Genomic DNA, 21,400 nt, shown 5'->3' on the forward strand with positions numbered 1-21,400 from the left:
TTTATTTTATATCCGATTTATTTAGTGGTGTATGGCATTTTGTGTCTTTTTAAAGTCAGAACCAATTATTGGCTCACCATAATACATTTTGGCTTAATTCTATACTCTCTTTTCAGCTTTATGAACTCTGATTTTTCGTTGATTCCATTTTTCTTGACCATTTTAAGCTTTATAATTTTTCTCATTAATACAATTTATTCGATTAAGTTCAAGCTTAAAAAAACTAGCCTAAAGTCAGAGAAACCCTGATATAAGGTTGATTTTTAGGTTATCAACAGACAAACATCTCTGAATTTCAAGCATTAGATTAAAAAAATTGATTACTTTTAATCAACCAAAAAAATGCTATGAATTTTGGAAACATTAAAAACCATTCTCTATTTTTCTATCTTTCGTTATCCGTTAAGAATAGAAGAAATCCATAGTTATACCAACTATGCGTCTGTTGCCGACACTGAAAAAGAACTGCAACAGTTAATTGCCGATAAAATCCTCATCAAAGTCGATGACTTTTATGTCTATGGCAGTGATTTGGATTCGGTAATCAAACGACTTCGCGGCAATATGTATGCCGGCAGAGCACTTAAAATTGCTCAAAAGAAAGCCAAGTTTATTGCTAAATTTCCTTTTGTGAAAGCCATTGGTGTTTCGGGTTCGCTTTCTAAAGGATATTACGACCATGAAAGTGACATCGACTTTTTTGTCATTACAGAACCGAATAAACTTTGGCTTTGCCGAACCTTTTTGATGTTGTACAAAAAAATGTTTTTGCTCAACTCGCGTAAATTTTTCTGCATCAACTACTTTATTTCAACCAGTCATTTGGAAATCGAAGAAAAAAACAGGTTCACGGCAACCGAAATGAAAACCCTCATTCCGATGCAAGGCAAAACCGTTTTTGAAGATTTTTACCAAAAAAACCGATGGGTAAATGACTATTTTAATAAATTTTCGCCCAATTTGTCTTCGGTGCCCAATTTCAAAAAGCCATTGGTGACTAGGTCGGTTGAGTTTGTTTTTGGCAATCCCATTGGAAATTTGGCGGATAATGTTTTTAAAACAATTACGCTCAAAAAATGGAGAGCCAAGTTCAGCATGATGAATGAAGAAGATTTTAAAATTGCACTGAAATCAACCAAAAACATCTCCAAACACCATCCGTCTCACTTTCAAAAGAAAGTCATTTTGGATTTGAATAACCGAATTGACGAAGTTGGTCATAACTTCAACATCAATTTAGCCAAAGAACATGTGTAACATTCTGTTTTCACATTCCTATTATTACAAACTCGACCCAAAGCAATGGAAAAACAAAACGCCTTTTCCGCCTTTGGGAACGCTTTATGCGGCTTCGTTAATGCGAAAAAATGGTTTTGATGTTTCTCTTTATGACACCAATTTATTAGACAGTCCAAATTCTATTGAACCCATTCTGAAAAAAACAAAACCCAATTATTTGGTAATTTATGACGACGGATTTAATTATTTAACCAAAATGTGTCTGACCAACATGCGTGAAGCTTGTTTTGAGATGATTCGTTTGGGCAAAATTCATAATTGTACCATTATCGTTTGCAGTTCGGACTCGACCGACCATTATCAAGATTACCTAAAAATGGGTGCCGATTATATTTTGCAAGGCGAAGGCGAAATGTCGCTTCTAGAATTAGTAAACGCTCTGGAAAACGAAAATACTATTGACAATATCAAAGGCATTGTTTTCAAGAAGAATGCACAAATTCAAGTCAATCCCAAACGCGAAGTCCTACAAAATTTAGACGAATTGCCTTTGCCGGCATGGGATTTAGTCGATATAGAAAGTTATAAAGCCATTTGGAAACAAAGCGGTCAACCTTTTACTTTAAACATCGCAACGACTCGCGGTTGTCCGTACAAATGCAACTGGTGTGCGAAACCGATTTACGGCAATCGCTACAACGCGCATTCTCCGGAATACATTGCCAATGAAATTCAGTTTTTGAAGGATAATTTTGGCGTGACCCGTTTTTGGATGTGTGATGATATTTTTGGTTTGAAGCCGAATTGGGTTCAGGAATTCAATTCGAAATTAAAAGAACAAAACCTAAAAATCAGCTATTACATCCAAAGCCGCGTAGATTTATTATTGAAAGAAGATACCATTGATTGTCTTGCCGAATCAGGCTTGGAAGAAGTTTGGGTTGGTGCCGAAAGCGCTTCACAAAAAATTCTAGATGCGATGGACAAAGGCACAACGGTAGAGCAAATTTATCAAGCGACTAAGATTCTAAAAGCTAAGAAAATACGCGTGGCTTTCTTTCTACAATTTGGTTATCTAACCGAAAACCAAGAAGACATTGCCAAAACGATTGCGATGGTTAAAGAATTGATGCCGGATAATATTGGAATTTCGGTTTCTTATCCTTTGCCCGGAACCAAGTTTTATGACAAAGTCAAAGACGATTTAAAACTCAAAGCCAACTGGACCGATTCTGATGATTTTGAAATGATGTTTCATGGAACCTATAATTCCAATTATTATAGAAAACTGCAACGTTTTGTTCACAAAGAATTTAGAAAACAACAGGGTTTTTATAATTTGAAACAAGTATTTTCAAAACCTTCAAGTGTTTCTGTCTCTCATTTAAAATCGATTGCCAAATTGGGTTATTATATTCCGAGTGCGTTTTTGGATACGCTTTCGCTAAAAAAACTACAACAAAATGGACGCTAGTTTTGACAAAGCCGCCATCAATTATGATGACACATTTACCAATACCAACATTGGCAAAATGCAACGCGCTTTGGTTTATGCGGAACTTTCGAAGCACTTAACTTCCGTTCAAAATATACTCGAAATTAATTGCGGCACCGGTGAAGATGCGATTTGGCTTGCGAAACAAAATTTTAATGTAACCGCTACCGATATTTCGCCGAAAATGATTGAAGTGGCGAAAAGCAAAGCCAACCTCAACTTTAAAGTTGCTGATATCAATTCGATTACAAAAACTTTTGAAGGTTCAACATTCGATTTGTTGTTTTCCAACTTCGGTGGTTTGAATTGTTTATCCAAATCGGAATTGGAAAAATTCTTTGCGAATAGCGATTCTATACTTTCTGAAAAAGGAAAAATGGCTTTGGTCATTATGCCAAAAAATACCCTTTGGGAACAATTTTATTTTTTGACGAAAGCCCAATTCAAAAATATTTCCCGAAGAAAACAAGAAAGCGTCATTGCCTATGTTGACGGAGAAAATGTCACCACTTATTACTACAACCCAAAAGATATCGTAAATTTAGCCAAAGCAAATTTTGAAACGGTTGCGGTCAAACCGATTGGATTTTTTATTCCGCCGTCATATTTGGATGGATTTTTTAAAAACAAAAAAGGGTTTTTAGGATTTCTTGACCGACTGGAACGAGGCATTAAAAACATTTCTTGGCTTTCAAAATACGCCGATCATTACCTTATAATTTTGCAAAAACGATGAGTATTGTATTCACCCATGCGTATTATTTATCGGATGATCCTAAGGAGCAAAAGATCATGAAACCCTATCCTCCATTAGGGTTGCTTTATGTTTCGGCCTATTTGAAAAGCAAGCATATTGACAATGACGTTTTTGACACGACATTTTCGTCTCAGTCAGCCCAACTCGATTATATTTTAGAAAAACAACCCAAAGTCATTTGCATTTACACCAATTTGATGACCAAAATTGAAGTTATTAAATTGATTAAGATTTTAAAATCTGAAACTTATAATTTCCCAAAAATTGCGCTTGGCGGACCTGATGTGACTTATAATGTAGAAAATTATCTCAAAGCCGGTGCTGATTTTTTAATCATTGGCGAAGGCGAAGAAACGACTTTTGAATTGTATAATGCGATTATAAATCAGGGCGATTTTCATCAAGTAAACGGCATCGCATTTTTAGAAAACGACCAAATTATTCAAACTACAGCACGAACGAAATTCAAAGAACTAGACGAATTGCCTTTACCGAATCGTGAAGCTATAAACATGCAAAACTATTTGGACACTTGGAAAAACAATCACGGACAAAGCTCGATGACGATTTCCACGCAGCGCGGTTGTCCTTATACTTGTAAATGGTGCAGCACGGCGGTTTACGGGCAAAGTTATCGCCGCCGACCGGCAAATCAAGTGGCGGAAGAAATGAAAATGCTTAAAGAAAAATACAAGCCCGACGCGCTTTGGTTTGTGGATGATGTGTTTACCGTAAGTCACAAATGGCTGATTGCATTTCGCGAAGAAGTACTAAAACAAGACGCAATCATTCCATTTGAATGTATTACTCGAGCGGAACGATTGAATGACGAGATTTTACAATTGCTGAAAGACGTGGGCTGTTTCCGTATTTGGATTGGCGCCGAAAGCGGTTCACAAACCATTATCGATGCGATGGACAGAAGAGTTGATGTCAACCAAGTCAAAAAAGTGATTCAAGATACGAATGCGATGGGCATAGAAACCGGAACCTTTATCATGCTCGGTTATCCGGGTGAAACAGAAGAAGACATTTCGGAAACGATTCAATATTTGAAAGAAGCCAATCCGACTTTGTACACCATTACCATAGCTTATCCCATCAAAGGAACGAGTTTGTACAACGAAATTGAACACAAAATCACACAACAACCCGATTGGGAAACTTCCACCGACAGAGATATAGATTTTGAGCGTACTTATTCCAGAAAGTACTATCAATACGCGGTGAGTAAAGTGGTGAATGAAGTTGAATTCCATAAAGCCTCGAAGAATAGTTTAAAAGCCTTGAAATTGAAAACCAAATCCATTTTGGCGACAGGTTTAATGAAGTGGAATAAATGATGTTGACAAAAATCAAAAATATACTTCAAAGCTTCAACTTTATCCATCGCCATAAAGCGCAGTTGTTTTATGCTAAATTGATAAAGAAAGGAGATTTGTGTTTTGATATTGGCGCTAATTTAGGCAAGAAAAGTCGATTGATGTTGGCTGCAGGCGGAAAAGTCATTGCTTTCGAACCACAAAATTCTTGTTCTAAAAATTTGGGCGAACTACAAAAAAAATATTCCGCTTTTGACTTTTATCCGTTGGCTGTTGGTGCCCAAAACGAAACCAAAAAACTGCATTTGTCGAAGTACACCGAAATTGCCACACTATCAGATGAGTTTATTGAAAATTATACTACGGATGATGTGTATTGGTCGGGTTTTGAAATGGTGGAAGTAAAGTCTTTGGATACTTTAATAGCAACTTACGGAAAGCCTAATTATTGCAAAATAGACGTAGAAGGTTACGAATTTGAAATTTTGTCGCATTTACATCATACGATTCCGATGATTGAATTTGAGTTTACGGAGAAGTTTTTGGCAGATACTTTAAAAATAATTGATCGACTTGCCAACGACAAAACCACTTTCAATTATATTCTAAATGAGCATTTGAAATTTCAACTCAAAAATTGGGTTTCGGCTACCGAAATGAAAACGATTCTCATGCAATTGAACCCAAAAAAATTACACGGTAATCTATTTGTAAAACATGAATAGTCATTCTTCCATAAGTGTTATTATTCCAACACGGAATCGATTGGAATCGCTCAATAGGGTTTTATTGTCGATTGCCAAACAAACGCATGTTCCAAAAGAAATTATCATAGTCGATTCTAGCGACAATCCGCTTACTTTAGAACAATTAGCGGTTCAAAATCGGATACAAATCATTCATTCTAAACCATCCGTTTGTTTGCAACGAAATATTGGGATTGAGCAAAGCACTTCGGATTATGTTTTTTTGTGTGACGACGACATTGAACTTCCCGAAAAATATCTTGAAGAATTGCTGGTTCATTTAGAGAAACACCCAAAAACCATTGTGGTTTCAGGTTTGGTTTACGAGCAACAAAACAATCAATGGCATTATGCCGAAAAAAAGAAAAGCTTTTGGAAGCTTCTGTATGCCTCCTTTTTTGGTTTATCGGTTTGGTCAGAAATCAAGAAAGATGATTTTTCACGGAACCGCTTGACGCAACGCTTTATTTCTAATTATCTAAAAAAAGGAAATAGAATTGCAAAATCGGGCTGGCCTATCGTCATTGATTATAAAAACCCTTTTTTTTCAACGCCGGTTTATAGCTTGATGGCGTCATTGGTGAGAAAAGATAAAATAAAGAATGTGCGCTTTGAAAGTGCTTTTTATGAAAATGGTATTGGAGACAATTACGATTTTTTGATTGAAATGGATAGCAAGGTTACCGTGATTCCTTCTTTAAAAGTTCTCCACCACGAAGAAAAAATTAATCGAGTGCCCAATGAAAAAGCCTATCGACATCGAATACATGCCCTGCATTTTATAATGCTCAAACACCAAAGATTTCAAAAAGTGCATTTGGGTTACTTACTTTGGTCCTTAATTGGAAAGTCTTTAATATTTTTAATTAAAGGCCAGTTGAAATTGGTTTATTATAATTTTGAAGCCATTGCAAGAATATTGAGTAATCATCCGTTATATAAAGTCGACCATTGAAAACACTTTTACAAAAATCGTTGCAGTTAATCCCAAAGGAAAAGAAAGCTAAATTCCCGCTTTTCCTGACGTATTCTTTGGTTAATACCTTGCTCGATTTTATTTCGATTGTTTACCTAATTCCGGTGGTTTTCCTACTGTTGGATAAAGAGAAGTTAAACGCGGTTAGCTTACACTATTTTCATCAAGATTTAAACTCCGAATACATTGTAATTTTATTGTTTTCATTGGTTCTTTTTTATGCCATTAAAAATTACATCCAATCTAAAATCATACAAAAACAATCTCGGTTTATCTACGACATCTCGACAAAAATATCCGAAAAGCTCATCTCGGATTTTCTTTATGAAAGTTATCGAAATTACAACAGTGTGAATAAAAATGCCTTTTTCAGAGATGTTTTTCAGTTGCCGGTGGTGTTTTCCAACAACGTACTTTTTTCCTTTTACATCCTTTTTTCGGAATTGCTGATAGTGCTTTTTATTATTGGTATCGGACTCTATTTGAATTTTGCGATTACCCTTTCGGCTTTAATTTTTTTAGTGATTATCGGTTTTATTTTAATCAAAATTCAAAAGAAAAAAGTAGATGAACTAAACACAACCATTTCCAAACTATATGAGGAAAATGTAAAAAATCTGCTGAATATCTTTTATGGTTATATCGACATCAAAGCCACTAAAACAGAGCAGAATTTCAATCAGAAATTTGAAGATTCCAGCCAACATTACAACAAACAATTGGCTTCTTTAACCTCTTTCAAGCAAACCAATGCGCGTTATTTTGAAATCATATTTGTCATCGGATTGTCATTTGGAATTTTGTTTTTGCTCTTCAAAAATGATTCGATTGTTGATTTGCTTTTTTTGTCTTTCTTTGCCGGAGCTTGTATCAAAATCATACCGTCATTCAATAAAATCTTAAGTGCCTACCTCGATATCAAAGCCAACAGCAATGTGTTGGATACTCTTTTGAACTACAAAGAAGAAAAAGAAAAACATCAAATAAAGTATGAATTTGAGCACAGTTTGTCCTTAACCAAAGTGGCTTTTAATTTTAATGATAAAACTCTTTTAAATCACATCGATTTACAAATCAATAAAGGCGATTTTATAGTAATAAGCGGTTCATCGGGCAATGGTAAAACAACCTTGTTGCAAATAATCGCCGGACTTTTATCTCCGGCACAAGGCCAACTTACACTTGATGGAAAAGAAGTGGATTCTAAAGAAAATTTGTTTGATTTTATAGGCTATGTATCGCAACAGCCTTTTTTATTTCAGGCGAGTATTTTAGAAAACATCACGATGTTGAGAAAAAAGAATATCGATTTTGAACAACTCAATACTATACTGAAATCTCTGGATCTTTCTGATTGGATTGACAGTTTGCCCGATGGTATTCACACGCCAATGTTATTAGAGAGTAAAAAACTCTCCGGCGGTCAAAAACAAAGGATTGCTTTGGCTCGGGCTTTGTATGCACAACCCAAAATATTGCTTTTAGACGAAGCAACCAACCAATTGAATAAAGAACTTGAAAGTTCTATTTTACATTATTTAAAGCAGTTGACAAGCGATAAAATAATGACCATTATTGCGGTTTCCCATGATAATTTGATTAAGGAATTTTGCAACAAACAGTTTCTTCTGAAAAACGGAAATCTGATTCAACATGAGTAAAAGATTGCTATTTATAACGCCTATTTTTCCGCAAGACTTATCTGAAGATAAGGTAGTCCCTTTTATTTTTCATTTTACCCAACAATTTGGTGAAGATAAAAATGTAACCATAGACGTCATCAGTTTGATGTATCCCTTTTCATCAAAACCATATAAGATCAATAACATTACGGTTTATCCTATCGGAAGTCGGTTTAGAAAATCGATAAGAAAAATTCCTTTTTTATGCAAAGGCATTTACAAAGGCATACAACTTTGTCGAAAAAACGAGTATGACGGCGTACTTTGTTTTTGGTACAGAGAAAGCGCATTAGTCGGCAAAATAGTTAGCGGATTGTTCCGAAAAGAACTTATCGTTTGGATGTTGGGTCAAGACATTAATAAAGACAATGCCTATCTCAAACTATTAAAAATCCCTAAAGAAAAATTAGTGATGATTTCATTACAACAAAGCGAACATTTTTATGAAAATCACAAAATCATAGTGGGCAAAATCGCTGATGTTGCCATTAGTAGAAATTTGTTTCCCGAATTTAATAGCGGTGAAAGAAAAATAGATATCCTTGGTGTTGGCAATCTTGGCGCACTAAAAAACTACACTTTATTTATTGAAATACTATCCAAATTGGAGAATAAAAACCTCAATGCGGTAATTATTGGCGAAGGCGAAGAGTTGGAGAAATTAAAAGCAAAAGCAAACCAATATGGATTAACCAATAATATCCTTTTCACCGGGGCGTTGTCTCATAAAGAAGTATTGAATTACATGAACAACGCTAAAGTATTTCTGCACACCTCAAAATCGGAAGGCAGCGGAACAGTATTGCAAGAAGCACTTTATTCGGGTTGTCAAGTGGTGAGTACCATTGCGGTTGAAAAAACAGAAACTTTGGAACAATTTTATTTTAGCACTAACCAACAAGAGTTGACAGCAAAAATCTCGATTTATTTAAATCATCCCATCATTCCTAAAAGAATAGAGCATTTCAAAATGGAAGATACCATTTCGACAATATATAATTCATTCTACAAAGACTGAAATACTAATTCAATTTCGTTGGCTATGGCTTGAAATGCCAGTTTATCGTTAAACTGATCTATTACTTTTTGTTGGTGTTCTTTGTAATTTATAACGATAGTTTTTTTCAATTGTGCTAATAATTCTTCTTCCTTTTTTGGAGAAAATAGGAATCCGCAACGACCATTGGCTGTCATATATTTGAACGATGGAATATTGGTTACTATGGGAACACAGCCACAGGCCATGGCTTCAAGCAAGGCGTAACCGCTACCTTCGTAATGCGAACCCAAAATAAAATATTGATAGTTATGGTAAATGGTTTCTAATTCTTGATGTTCAACAAATCCACGCAGTTCAACTGCTTTTTTTAAGTTTTCGCTATTTGAAACTCTTTGAGTTACCACATCTAATAATTCTCCTTCATGAAAAATCATTGTGAGTTTGGCAGTTGACTCAACCTCTAAAAATAAATCAAAAGCATTTAAAATGGTTATCGGATCTTTATTTTTGTCTAATCGCCCAACCCAAATAAAACTATTTTGATTTCTGTTTGTGTTTCCGTTGAATTTAAAATGTGTTGAACCTTCCATCACTTCAAAGACTTTGCTTTTCCTGAACACTTTGGCCTCATACCATGCTTCGGCATTTTCGGAACCGGTAAACAAATAACCGTCGATAAAGTAGTCTGAGATTTTATAGACTAATTTCTTTAGTCTTTTTGGCGGTGGCGAAAATCCATTGCTTTGCAATAGTATTTTTGATTTTGGACACATTATTTTTAATAAAATCAAGTAATGAGCAGCCCCAAAACCGTGTACCAAAATATAATCGGGTTGCCATGATTTTATGTAACTACTGAATCTAAAAGGAATTTGCCATTTGTTCAATGTTCTTCCTTTAAAAAAATGGTACTGAACCGAATGTTGGTCTAAGGATGGAAATTCATTTTTTGACCTTACCACAAAATGAACTGCAAATTTGCCGGTCAGGTTTTCAAGAAATCCAATAGTGCTCTGACATTTACTTATAATACTCTGAGAATTTGCCTCTGAAAAGGAATAATAAGTTAAATCAACCAGTGTCTTTTTCAATTGGACTTAAAATTTATGGATTCGAGTTAAAAATAAGAATTTAAAAGTAAATTTGAGACACTAATCGATTTACATGAAAATTTTTAACCAAAAAAACCCATACTCATTGACTTTTTTTGGCTTTGTCTTTGTCTTGCTTTTTTTTTACTTACTTTATATTTTCACTCCCATTTTTAAAATTGCTCCTTATTCCTATTAGAATTTTTACTCCAAAATAATTTGATTTAAAGTAAAAATCGATACGTCGCTTTAATCAAAAAGATGTTTTCGGGTTTTCTTCCTAATATTTGAGCGTCTAAACTGTTGAACAAATCGGCTTTTGGATTCCCCAAACCGGTGGTTCCTTGTGACCAAACCAAAAATATTTCGGACCCGGGAATGTATTCCCAACGCAATACCAAATTAGACCTAAATTGAACGTACGCAAAATTGGGATTCGCAATAGTATAATCTGTAGCGCCATTAAGATCTTCATCTACTGAATAAATGTCACTGGTGGTATCAAATGAAATTTGGCCGGAGTTAAACACTTCTATTCGGTCTCCAAAATAATCAGCGGTCGGATTGGTAACCCTATTAAAGTCTTTATATCTTCCTCTTGAAATAAAAGGTTCACCATAGTACTGAATCGTCAGGTTCGGATTGACGTTAAAATCTACCCTAACAGAAGCGCTCAATGTTCTTTGATCAATATCGGCCATAATATACCTTGGTGTACTGCCAAAATTGGTTTGGGTTACATATTGTGTTTTGCTTTTGCTGATAGAGTACGTCGGATACATAGAAACGGTTAATGCATTGATAGGACGATAAGCGATTCCGGTATTAAACTCTGTATAAGAAAACGAATTGTCTTTTCCTTGGGACGAAAACAGACCCGAATCAAAACGGATTTTTTTTCTGGAATCGGTAGAAAGATTAAACGAATTAATCACCTCTTCGGAATACCTAAACCTTGGACCACCTTGCAACACCGTATTGGTGAAGATTCTTGGCTTATATTCAAGTTGGTAACTGACAAACCAATTGTTTTTTAAATTGGCATTAGAACTTAATGAATATTGTGTTCTGTTGTGATTGCCGTCAAAATCATAGGTGGTCATTTGCTCAAATCTTGTATTGATCCTTCTGAAAGCTCCTCTTGGCTTTAAGGTTTGGTGCGTAAGGATTCCTATTTGTTTGATATCATCCGCTTGTCTTAAAAAGCCGATGTCATTAAGTTCCAACTCGGGCGAACGCCAGGAAAAGAATCCAAAATAGCGCCAATTCCCGACACTGGATTTCCCGATTTCCAATTTTCCGCCGGTTCCGGTTAGGGAAGTTCTGTTTTCATTTACACTTACATGTCCGGCATCAACCCTTTGAAACAAGTGGGTTAATTCGCGTTGTGTTCTGGTGATGGCTTCTTTACTTCCGCTAACCTGACTTGCCACAATATTTCCGCTTACGTAGTACTTTCTATTCTTCCAATTGTGCATAAAATCTAATCCCGCAGTGTAAGCCGCTTTTCTCAAATAATTCAGTTGATTGCCTTCCAAATTTCTGTTGGTGGCCGAAAAAATACCGCCTATATAGCTGTTCCTATTGTTAAAATCTTTTTGCGCTCGGGCTACCAAATAATTGGTCATCGGTTCCACCAAGACTTCTCTTTGATTGGTGTTGTCATCAATCTTGGCAAATTCTTTATCCGTTAAACTTTCTAAAATGCCTATGGACCAACCATTTTTCGTTTTCCCACTAAATTTGGCGGCACCCAGAATGGTTGTGTTATCGGGAATGTCAACATATTCTCCGCTACTCGTGTTGGGATAACCTTGCGGACGTCTTCCTATTCTTCTCGAATAAAACAAATTGTCTTGTCCGTCTGCAAATTGGTAATTGAAAATATTTTTGTTTTCAACAAAAAACGGTCTTCTTTCTTGGAAAAATATTTGAAACCCGTCTAATGCAATCGCAGCAGGATCGGCATCTACTTGCCCAAAATCGGGATTAATGGTTAAGTCTAAAGTCAAGTCGTTGGTAATTCCTATTTTGGCATCCAAACCGCCATTGATTTTGGTATCATTACCGTCTCTGAAAGGATTTCCTGCTTCTTTGGGATAAGTTTTCAATTGGGAGACTGCAAAAGGTTGAATTTCCAATTGTTTTTGTGGTTCAATATTGACTAGTCCTCGTAGCTCACCAAATTCGCTAACCCAACCGGGTGCATCTTGCGTAATTCTTTGCCATACGGAACGCTCTTCTGCTCTGAAAAATCTTCTTTGGACTTGCAATCCCCAAACTTGTTCTTTGTCGTTGCCAAATTTTAATTGGCTAAGCGGAATTTTGGCTTCGGCTGTCCATCCTTCCTCATCAATATGGGTTTTTAAAATCCAAATAGGATTCCAACTTCCATCCCAATTATTGCCATTCTCCGAAATAAATTCATCTCCTTTCACTCCGGAAACCGAAGAAGTAAAGGAAAAGCCTGTTCTTTTATCGTTATAACTATCGATATTGACTTCTATCCAATCTCCCTCAAAACCATCTCGACGAGAAAGTCTTTTTACAATGCTTTTAGGGTCTTTGTCATAACATCGGAAAGCAAAATAAAGGTATTTTTGGTCATACACTATTTTGAACTTAGTTTGTTCCGTTGGTGGTGTATTTTCGTCGGGTTCTCTTTCTATAAAATCTCCGGTCCATTCCACAAGATTCCACGCGTCATCGTTCAGCTTTCCGTCAATATCGGGTGCTGTGGTGTCTTTTAAAAACTTGGTGGTGTAGACTCTCTTCTCAATTGGCTTTTTTTCCTGAGCCCTGACAGATGTAAATGATAAGACCAGTAAAACTAATACCTTGATTTTTTTTGCTCGACTCAAAACAGTTTGAGTTTTGCAGTTGGGTGATGATTGCATGATAGTGATGATGATGATTGTAAGTAATAGTCATCACTATTTAATAATTGTTACATCAATGAATTAATTTTAACTTTATCGTCTTTTGGTAGAATCCCTCTGACGCAGTTCCGTTTTAATGGTTGTGGTTGTGTAAGTAAAAGTTTCTTCTTCACTTTCTAATTTATCGATTAGCAATTGCGCGGCAACTTCTCCGATTTCCGGTCCGTGTTGGCTTACCGTTGACAAACTTGGCGTCATTCTTCTAGACCAAACACCATCGGCAAAACCTATTATTGATAGATCTTGAGGGATTTTATAACCGTTTTGAATACCGAGTTTCATTGCTGTTACAGAAGCATGTTCGTCAACCGCGAAAACACCGTCTGGTTTGTTTTTGATAAAAAAACCTCCTATTTTCGAATTGAATTCTTCGTTATTATTAGTCAAAATCACCAAATTCTCATCTACTTTTAAACCATGGTTTTCTAGGGCTTGGTAAAAACCTTTGGCTCTTAATTTTCCGACACTCAAATTGTCAATGGCGGAAAGCAAGGCAATTTTTTTACAACCGGTTTTAATCAAATGCTCCATAGCATTAACCGCTGATTCAAAATCATCTACAATTACTTTGTCGCAATTTACCTCATCGGCAATACGATCAAACATTACGATAGGTGTTCCCTCATTAATTATAGAAGTAAAATGACCAAACTTTTGTAGTTTTTGAGATTCTTCAGATATCGAAAGGATAAAACCGTCAATGGTTCCGTTGCTTAACATTTCGAGCGCATTGATTTCTTTTTCCAAAGATTCATTCGAAATACAAGTAATCACCTTATAGCCTTTTTCATCTGCCACTTTTTCAATACCACTAAAGACTTTGGCAAAAAACGAATTCAAGATATTGGGAATAATCACGGCTATGGTCTTGGTTCTCCTATTTTTAAGGTTCAAACCAATTACATTCGGCTTGTAATTTTTGAGTTTGGCATATTCCTGCACACGTTGCTTGGTAGGTTCACTGATTTCCGGGCTTCCGTTCAAAGCTTTGGAAACGGTAGAAACAGAAACGCCTAACTCTTTGGCAATTTGTTTTAAGGTGGCTTTAGATTTCATTTTTTCTTGGTTAAAGTGTAAAAATAGTAAAATTTCTTCTGTAACATCTACAACAAGAATGAAAGTTGCTGATAACAGAACGAAATTACGAACAGCTTTTCGTTGAAATCACCGTTACTTTTTCTTGGTTAAGGCTATTCATTTAAAGGATTTTAGGCAAAATTGAGGGCTTTGAGAAAAAATTTAAAAAATGGTATTTGCTTTATTAATAAATAATTGTACTTTTGCACTCCCTTTATTGGGAATGGAATGTTTAATTAAAAAAAAATTATGGACGCATTAAGCTACAAGACACAATCTACGACCAAGGCCACTTCTGGAAAAGAGTGGATCATTGTAGATGCCGAAGGTCATAACTTAGGTCGTTTTGCTTCAAAAGTTGCGATGCTTTTGAGAGGAAAATACAAGCCGAGTTATACACCTCACGTCGACTGTGGAGATAACGTAATTGTTATCAACGCAGAGAAAATCAACCTAACCGGTAACAAGTTGGATGACAAAACGTACATCAGACACACAGGCTACCCGGGAGGACAAAGAAGTTTGACTGCAAAGGTTTTGCAATCAAAAAATCCTGCTTTACTAGTAGAAAAAGCAGTGAAAGGAATGTTACCTAAAAACAAATTAGGAGCAGAGCTTTTCAGAAATTTAAATGTTGTTGTAGGAACTGAGCACAAACATGAGGCTCAAAAACCTAAAGCAGTTAACCTAAACGATCTTAAGTAATGGGAGTTATTCACAAAATCGGTAGAAGAAAATGTGCAGTAGCACGTGTTTATGTTTCAGAAGGAACAGGAAAAATTACCGTTAACAAAAGAGAATTCAACAACTACTTCCCAACAGCTACTTTACAGTACAAAGTATTACAGCCAATGTCTATGACAAACAACGCTGACAACTTTGATGTAAAAGTAAATGTGTACGGTGGTGGTTCAACAGGTCAGGCAGAAGCTGTGAGAATGGCTATTGCAAGAGCAATGTGTGAAGTGGAAGCTGAAAACAGAAGCATCCTAAAACCAGAAGGATTATTAACAAGAGATCCAAGAATGGTAGAACGTAAAAAATTCGGTCAGAAAAAAGCGAGAAAGAGATTCCAATTCTCGAAACGTTAATATTCGGTATTTACCGGAATATATTTTCAGATTATTTTTTACAATTAAATTAGAATTTAAAACAAAGTTGTCGATATTCCTTGTAAAAAGGGAATTAGTTTAGCATCTAAATTTTCAAGACAAACGCAAGTGACTACTTGAAAATTGCTAATCACGGAACGTAAACTATTACACAATGGCAAACAAAATTGACGTTAAAGAATTATTAGAAGCAGGTGTTCACTTCGGACACATGACTCGTAAGTGGGATCCAAACATGGCTCCTTACATCTATATGGAACGTAATGGAATTCACATTATCAATCTATATAAAACAGCTGCGAAAATCGAAGAAGCTAACGAAGCTTTGAAAAAAATTGCAGCCTCAGGTAGAAAAATACTTTTCGTAGCTACCAAAAAACAAGCAAAAGATATCGTATCTGAAAAAGCATTAGCTTGTAACATGCCTTACATCACTGAAAGATGGCCAGGTGGTATGTTAACCAACTTCGTTACTATCCGTAAAGCCGTTAAAAAAATGGCTTCTATTGATAAAATGAAGAAAGATGGTACTTTCATGACTTTGTCTAAAAAAGAAAGATTACAAGTGGATCGTCTACGTGCTAAATTAGAGAAGAACTTAGGTTCTATCGCTGATATGTCAAGACTTCCTGCGGCTTTATTCGTAGTAGATATCAAAGCAGAACACATCGCAATCAAAGAAGCACAAAAATTAAACATTCCAGTTTTTGCAATGGTTGATACTAACTCTGATCCACGTGAAGTAGATTACGTTATCCCAGCCAATGATGATGCTTCAAAATCAATTGATAAAATTTTATCTTTAGTAACTGACGCTGTAAAAGACGGATTAGCCAACAGAACTTCTGATGCTGCTCCTGAAACTGACACTGAAGAAACTGTTGAAGTAGTGGCTGCTGTTGAAGCACCGGCTGTTGAAGCAGCTCCTGAAGTAGAAGCTACAGAAACTCAAACTGAAGAATAAAACAAAAAAATAATTACGAATTATGAATTAAGAATTACGGATTATTTTGACTCGTAATTTAAAATTCGTAATTCGTAATTTACTTTTAAAAAACTTTTAAATTAAAAAATATTATGTCAACAATCACAATTACTGCTGCAGACGTAAATAAATTAAGACAAACTACAGGTGCCGGAATGATGGACTGTAAAAAAGCTTTAGTTGAAGCGGAAGGCGATTTCGATAAAGCTATACAAATCCTTAGAGAAAAAGGACAAAAAGTGGCGGCTAATCGTTCTGACCGTGAGTCTTCTGAAGGAGCTGCTGTTTCTTTTATCAATGCTGACAATACCAAAGGAGCCATCCTTACTTTAAACTGCGAAACAGATTTCGTAGGTAAAAATGAAGCTTTCGTAACTTTAGCTAAAGAATTGGTTGAAAAAGCTATCAACTTCTCTTCTAAAGAAGAATTCTTAGCTTCAGATTTCAACGGAATTACTGTGGCTGAAAAACTAATCGAGCAAACCGGTGTTATCGGTGAAAAAATCGAAATCGGTGGTTTTGAAATCTTAGAAGGTGCTTTTGTTGGTTCTTATGTTCACGTTAACAAAATTGCTGCCTTAACAGCTATTTCTGCTCCAATTGCCAACGCTGATGTATTAACTAAAGACATCTCTATGCAAGTAGCTTCTATGGGCGCTGACACGTTATCATACAAAGATTTCGATCCTGCTTTCGTTGCCTCTGAATTGGCTGCACGTATTGCGGTAATCGAAAAAGAAAATGAAGAAGCAAAACGTCTAGGGAAAACTTTGAAAAATGTTCCTAAATATATCTCTTTCTCTCAATTAACTCCGGAAGTGTTAAAACAAGCGGAAGAAGATGCTAAAGCGGAATTAAAAGCAGAAGGCAAACCGGAACAAATTTGGGATAAAATTCTACCCGGAAAAGTACAACGTTTCATCTCTGACAACACTACTTTAGACCAAGAAAAAGCCTTATTGGATCAAAACTTCATCAAAGATGACAGTAAAAAAGTAGGTGATTATGTTAAAGGATTCAACGTTGAAATTACAGGTTTCAAAAGAGTAACTTTGGGATAATCCCCTGAATTAAAATTATTAATTCACCATATTAAAACCTCGGTTCTTATTGAATCGAGGTTTTTTGTTTTTAGGAGCAGCACGTTTTACTTTCTTTTCACTTATCTTCCCGCTGTCCGCGCTACACGGTAGCTCGCTCCCATCGGGGCTAAAAACACGAACGCTTTTCAATAGAAAAAGACAACAAAACATCTCAATAAATTAACAATAGTTATAGTGATTTTCCCATACGTTTTTGTTTATATTTGTTTATAATCAAAACAATATCCCTTGAAAAAAATTCTTTCACTCGCACTCTTTGCCCTTATTGCTTTTCAAGCCAATGCCCAGTTTGAAAAAACATTACTTTGGGAAATTTCCGGAAATGGTTTAAAAAAGAAATCGTATGTATATGGCACTTTCCACGTAAATGAAAAAATTTCATATCACCTCACAGATGCTTTTTACAAACATTTATTGGAAGCTGACATTGTAAGTAATGAAAGTAATCCCGATTCCTGGGGTGAATTGTTAGATCTTTATATGAATATCAGACCCCAAAAAAAACCAAAATTTTATTCAAATTTTTATTTAAAACCGGTAACAAAACAAGATTTAATGCCATTGTTCATGAATTATAACTTGTTTAACCAAATGTCATCCGGAGTCGAAGGCCGTCAGGCTGATTATAGTGAGAATACCGTTTTGGACATGTTTATTTACCAAACTGCCAAAAAATACAACAAAAAAGCTATCGGCCTTGAAGATGCAAAAAAGTCATTCATCACCATGCGTAAATTGGAAAGCATGGCCCAAACATTGGATGAGGAAGAGGAGAATACTGAAGAAGATGAAGAAAAGAAAGCACTTCTTACCAAAATACTGAAAGGCAAATCAATCTATAATACTTTAAAAGATATTTATCGTGAAAAAGATATTGTAATGCTGGATTCTTTAAGTAAATTATCTGAAAAACCGGAGAAACACAAAGTCATGATTGTTGACCGAAACTATGACATGGTCAAAAGCATTGATTCATTAGCTCATCAAGGAAGCTTATTTAGCGCAGTTGGCGCTGCCCATTTAGGCGGAAAAGAAGGGGTTTTACAACTATTAATTAATAAAGGATATACACTCACTCCGATTATTGGGACACTGACTAAAAAAGGGGAAACCGACAAAAAAACCATTGAAGAGTTTTTTCCCAATCCAAAAACAAAAACTCAAACTACAGCGGATAAAATGATCCAAACTGTTGATTTCGACCTAGATTTTAGTTTTGATAAAATAAAAGGCACTCTAGACCTTACTAACGGCGGCGTGTTGAGTATGGTTAGGGTTCCGATACACAATTATATGCAAAAGAAAAATGAATACTTCAACCATAAAAGTATTGATAGTTTGCTTTATGAATTCATTCCCGGTGAAATCCTAGAAAAAAAAGAAATCAAAGGAGATTCCTATATCGGTTATGATGTTAAAAACAAAAGCAAAGCCGGAAATTATCAACACTACCGCTTTTATGTAACACCTTTGGAGATTGTCAGTTTCTGTTTTTCCGGCTCCGGAACTTACGCAAAACAATACGAACAATCTATTTTTGAGAAGTTAAAAATAAAAGACTTCAAAAATAGCTGGGAAAGAATATATCCGTTGAAAGGTGGATTTTCAATCTTAATGCCGGAATTTGCCGTACAATATGGCAACAACGAAAAATCAATTTCCGATGTAACATTTGAGGCCTATGACCCAATTGAAAAAAGTTATTACTTCCTGATTGAAAATACGTCTTTGGATATGGAGTTTATGGACGATAGAACCTTCCAGCACCAACAGATTCAAAACGAGTTTTACATGAATCAGGAAATGAAAGAAACGGCACAATTTGACGAAACTACCAAAGAATATACTTCGACTTCAGAAAATGAACATCGCAAAGTGAAGTTGAAATCCATCATTCAGGGAAACAAATTTTATCTTTTAGGGGCTGTCGATGCTTCTGAGCCAAGCAGCAGTAAGTTTTTTGACTCTTTCACTTTTAAAGAATTTTCCAATGCGGAAAGCACCGTTTATAATGACACTGTTGGCAAATATAAAATCGAAATCCCAAAAAAAATAAACGAACAAACCATCCTCGGTATCAAAAATGACAATCTTGGCCTAATGTATAGAGGAAAAATGGGCGCTAATGAATTTGAATCAAAAGAATTTGAATCCCATACCGGAAACACTGTAGCTGTTGATATCACCAATTATGACCGGTATTTTCAAGTAGCAACTATGGATAGCTTGAAAAATGAATACAGCAAATCTTTGAAGACCTTACTTGACAAAAAAAATTATATTCAGGTTGATTCTGATCCTTTAACATCTGTTTGGAATAACTATTTTAAGGAATATGAGAAAACAGAAGTATTGGGAATTACTTTCACACACAATAATGTGCTTGACTGTGATGTTGCTGATGCTTTGGTTAGTGTGAAAAATTCCGATCAGGCATTAAAATTAAGAACTTTTTTCATGAACAACCGGAGAATCACACTTAAGACTTTGGTTGACCGCAATTATAAAAATGATGATGTCTTCATAGAAAAGTCATTTTCAACTTTTGTCCCTGAAAAAACCGATGCTAAAAGTATTCTTGATGACAAAATTGCCTTGTTCATAGAAGAAGCAAGTAGTGAATCGGATTCTATCCGCAAAATCGCTTTTGAAAATCTTCATACACTCAGCCTCAAAGAATCAGATTTTGAAAGAGTTACCAATTTCCTGGATACCTTTGAATTCAGAGATAGTGATTCTGATGGAAAATCAACTTTATATGAAAAATTAGGGAACATAAAACTGCCTAAAGTAGCTTCCTATCTCGAAAACAAATACAAAGCACAAGGCACAAAAACAACAGAACAGTTGGCCATATTAAATGCTTTGGCAGCTCAAAAAACAGAGACCTCCTATCGCTTGGTCTTAAAACTAATGGATTTTGACCTTCCTGTCTCTGAAGACACCTATGAACTCAACGAATTATTTTGGAATTTTAATCGAAATATTGAAACCAGCAAAGTATTATTCCCAGATATTTTCCAATTTTACGGTATCGAAGAATATAATGAACTTATCGTAAGATTCTGTAATGCGGTATTGGATAAAAAACTAGGGTCTCCTAAAAAAATTGCCGCCTTTCAAAAGTTGATTCTCACCCATTCAAAATTGGAATACAAAAGAATCCTGAACCGCGAAGAAAAGAAGGCTTCTGTCGAGGAAAACGAAGATGAGATAGATTATGCTGCCTATGAAGATGAAGATGAAAATCCAAACGGTGACTTGATCAACTATTTATCATTACTTTCCTATATGCCAAAAAACAGCAGTGTTACTGATTTAATGGAAAAAATAAAAAAATTGGATAGTCCTGAAATCCAGCTTGAAATTTTGAAATTGGAAATAAAACATAATACGGCAACAAAAGAAAGTATTAAAAAAAGGCTGGAAAATCCAAAAACCAAGTTCAACACCATCCTACTATTGCAAGACCACCACGATTTCGGATTATTAAACGATATCACTGATGATGAAATCGCCCTGGCCGCGATGACTTATTTTGACAAGTTAAAAGAAAATGCCAAAATACAATTTCTGGAAAAAAGAAAAATTAAAAAAGGCAAACACGAAGCTGTTTTCTATTTTTATCAAACACAAAACACCAAAGACGGAAAAACTGTAGGCAATAAATCCTTTAATTCAATGGCTTTCTTAATTGAAAACGGAAAAATTATTCCAAAAGCTTATTACTCGCCCATCTTAGAAGAAATTGACGAAGAAAACACTGTAGAAATATTGATTCCGGCAATAATGAAAGAAACACTCAATGAAGACCATCCTGACTGCAGTTTCAGAAAAAACAGAAATAGGGAAAACCAATATAATTACGAATATTAG

At 35.4% G+C, this 21,400-nt stretch carries 16 protein-coding genes; 13 read left to right on the forward strand and 3 right to left on the reverse strand.

The annotated features are described in order from the left end of the window. The first annotated feature begins 354 nt into the window (after nt 1-354). The 8 genes from P7V56_RS01080 to P7V56_RS01115 are packed head-to-tail and all read left to right on the forward strand — an operon-like array spanning nt 355 to nt 9,235. Nucleotides 355-1,257: a nucleotidyltransferase domain-containing protein gene (locus P7V56_RS01080; protein WP_171221516.1), complete on the forward strand. Its 903-nt coding sequence runs from the start codon at nt 355-357 to the stop codon at nt 1,255-1,257. Continuing rightward, nucleotides 1,250-2,713 (forward strand): B12-binding domain-containing radical SAM protein, encoded by a 1,464-nt coding sequence (locus P7V56_RS01085; protein WP_171221515.1) that lies wholly within the window; start codon nt 1,250-1,252, stop codon nt 2,711-2,713. Before P7V56_RS01080 ends, P7V56_RS01085 begins: the two co-directional genes overlap by 8 nt. Further along, nucleotides 2,703-3,470: a class I SAM-dependent methyltransferase gene (locus tag P7V56_RS01090; protein ID WP_171221514.1), complete on the forward strand. Its 768-nt coding sequence runs from the start codon at nt 2,703-2,705 to the stop codon at nt 3,468-3,470. The genes P7V56_RS01085 and P7V56_RS01090 overlap by 11 nt, the downstream gene beginning before the upstream one ends. Next, on the forward strand, nt 3,467-4,834 hold the full coding sequence (locus tag P7V56_RS01095) for a B12-binding domain-containing radical SAM protein (RefSeq protein ID WP_171221513.1): 1,368 nt from the start codon (nt 3,467-3,469) through the stop codon (nt 4,832-4,834). The genes P7V56_RS01090 and P7V56_RS01095 overlap by 4 nt, the downstream gene beginning before the upstream one ends. Next, nucleotides 4,831-5,538: an FkbM family methyltransferase gene (locus tag P7V56_RS01100; protein WP_171221512.1), complete on the forward strand. Its 708-nt coding sequence runs from the start codon at nt 4,831-4,833 to the stop codon at nt 5,536-5,538. The genes P7V56_RS01095 and P7V56_RS01100 overlap by 4 nt, the downstream gene beginning before the upstream one ends. Continuing rightward, on the forward strand, nt 5,531-6,514 hold the full coding sequence (locus tag P7V56_RS01105) for a glycosyltransferase (protein ID WP_171221511.1): 984 nt from the start codon (nt 5,531-5,533) through the stop codon (nt 6,512-6,514). The genes P7V56_RS01100 and P7V56_RS01105 overlap by 8 nt, the downstream gene beginning before the upstream one ends. After that, nucleotides 6,511-8,196, forward strand: a complete 1,686-nt coding sequence (locus P7V56_RS01110; RefSeq protein WP_171221510.1) for an ATP-binding cassette domain-containing protein — start codon at nt 6,511-6,513, stop codon at nt 8,194-8,196. Before P7V56_RS01105 ends, P7V56_RS01110 begins: the two co-directional genes overlap by 4 nt. Beyond that, nucleotides 8,189-9,235 (forward strand): glycosyltransferase, encoded by a 1,047-nt coding sequence (locus P7V56_RS01115; RefSeq protein ID WP_171221509.1) that lies wholly within the window; start codon nt 8,189-8,191, stop codon nt 9,233-9,235. The genes P7V56_RS01110 and P7V56_RS01115 overlap by 8 nt, the downstream gene beginning before the upstream one ends. Here the strand turns inward: P7V56_RS01115 and P7V56_RS01120 are convergent. The 3 genes from P7V56_RS01120 to P7V56_RS01130 all read right to left on the reverse strand — a co-directional run bounded on the left by P7V56_RS01120 (nt 9,223) and on the right by P7V56_RS01130 (nt 14,303). Continuing rightward, nucleotides 9,223-10,308: a glycosyltransferase family 4 protein gene (locus P7V56_RS01120; protein WP_171221508.1), complete on the reverse strand. Its 1,086-nt coding sequence runs from the start codon at nt 10,306-10,308 to the stop codon at nt 9,223-9,225. The two genes, P7V56_RS01115 and P7V56_RS01120, sit on opposite strands and share 13 nt — an antisense overlap. Nucleotides 10,309-10,532: 224 nt before the next feature. Continuing rightward, on the reverse strand, nt 10,533-13,169 hold the full coding sequence (locus tag P7V56_RS01125; RefSeq protein WP_240976569.1) for a DUF5916 domain-containing protein: 2,637 nt from the start codon (nt 13,167-13,169) through the stop codon (nt 10,533-10,535). Nucleotides 13,170-13,280: 111 nt separating this feature from the next. Next, nucleotides 13,281-14,303, reverse strand: a complete 1,023-nt coding sequence (locus P7V56_RS01130; RefSeq protein WP_171221506.1) for a LacI family DNA-binding transcriptional regulator — start codon at nt 14,301-14,303, stop codon at nt 13,281-13,283. Between the two features lie 270 nt (nt 14,304-14,573). Here P7V56_RS01130 and rplM point away from each other — a divergent pair, with 270 nt between their 5' ends. The 5 genes from rplM (at nt 14,574) to P7V56_RS01155 (ending at nt 21,400) form a co-directional block, all read left to right on the forward strand. Next, nucleotides 14,574-15,029: a 50S ribosomal protein L13 gene (rplM, locus tag P7V56_RS01135; RefSeq protein ID WP_171221505.1), complete on the forward strand. Its 456-nt coding sequence runs from the start codon at nt 14,574-14,576 to the stop codon at nt 15,027-15,029. Beyond that, nucleotides 15,029-15,415: a 30S ribosomal protein S9 gene (gene rpsI / locus P7V56_RS01140; RefSeq protein WP_121311954.1), complete on the forward strand. Its 387-nt coding sequence runs from the start codon at nt 15,029-15,031 to the stop codon at nt 15,413-15,415. Before rplM ends, rpsI begins: the two co-directional genes overlap by 1 nt. Before the next feature lie 175 nt (nt 15,416-15,590). Continuing rightward, nucleotides 15,591-16,400: a 30S ribosomal protein S2 gene (rpsB, locus tag P7V56_RS01145; RefSeq protein ID WP_171221504.1), complete on the forward strand. Its 810-nt coding sequence runs from the start codon at nt 15,591-15,593 to the stop codon at nt 16,398-16,400. Nucleotides 16,401-16,513: 113 nt separating this feature from the next. Next, entirely contained in the window at nt 16,514-17,482 is a 969-nt protein-coding gene (gene tsf, locus P7V56_RS01150) for a translation elongation factor Ts (RefSeq protein WP_171221503.1), read from the forward strand. Between the two features lie 270 nt (nt 17,483-17,752). After that, nucleotides 17,753-21,400 (forward strand): TraB/GumN family protein, encoded by a 3,648-nt coding sequence (locus P7V56_RS01155; protein ID WP_171221502.1) that lies wholly within the window; start codon nt 17,753-17,755, stop codon nt 21,398-21,400.

Origin of the sequence: Flavobacterium sp. IMCC34852 (genome assembly GCF_030643905.1) — a bacterium.
Taxonomy (GTDB): Bacteria; Bacteroidota; Bacteroidia; order Flavobacteriales; family Flavobacteriaceae; genus Flavobacterium; species Flavobacterium rivulicola.

Excerpts from the sequence above, each read along its gene's own strand:
- P7V56_RS01085 (WP_171221515.1), top strand. The coding sequence starts at position 1,250 with ATGTGTAACATTCTGTTTTCACATTCCTATTATTACAAACTCGACCCA.
- P7V56_RS01090 (WP_171221514.1), top strand. The coding sequence starts at position 2,703 with ATGGACGCTAGTTTTGACAAAGCCGCCATCAATTATGATGACACATTT.
- P7V56_RS01095 (WP_171221513.1), top strand. The coding sequence starts at position 3,467 with ATGAGTATTGTATTCACCCATGCGTATTATTTATCGGATGATCCTAAG.
- P7V56_RS01100 (WP_171221512.1), top strand. The coding sequence starts at position 4,831 with ATGATGTTGACAAAAATCAAAAATATACTTCAAAGCTTCAACTTTATC.
- P7V56_RS01105 (WP_171221511.1), top strand. The coding sequence starts at position 5,531 with ATGAATAGTCATTCTTCCATAAGTGTTATTATTCCAACACGGAATCGA.
- P7V56_RS01115 (WP_171221509.1), top strand. The coding sequence starts at position 8,189 with ATGAGTAAAAGATTGCTATTTATAACGCCTATTTTTCCGCAAGACTTA.
- P7V56_RS01130 (WP_171221506.1), bottom strand. The coding sequence starts at position 14,303 with ATGAAATCTAAAGCCACCTTAAAACAAATTGCCAAAGAGTTAGGCGTT.
- rplM (WP_171221505.1), top strand. The coding sequence starts at position 14,574 with ATGGACGCATTAAGCTACAAGACACAATCTACGACCAAGGCCACTTCT.
- rpsI (WP_121311954.1), top strand. The coding sequence starts at position 15,029 with ATGGGAGTTATTCACAAAATCGGTAGAAGAAAATGTGCAGTAGCACGT.
- rpsB (WP_171221504.1), top strand. The coding sequence starts at position 15,591 with ATGGCAAACAAAATTGACGTTAAAGAATTATTAGAAGCAGGTGTTCAC.
- tsf (WP_171221503.1), top strand. The coding sequence starts at position 16,514 with ATGTCAACAATCACAATTACTGCTGCAGACGTAAATAAATTAAGACAA.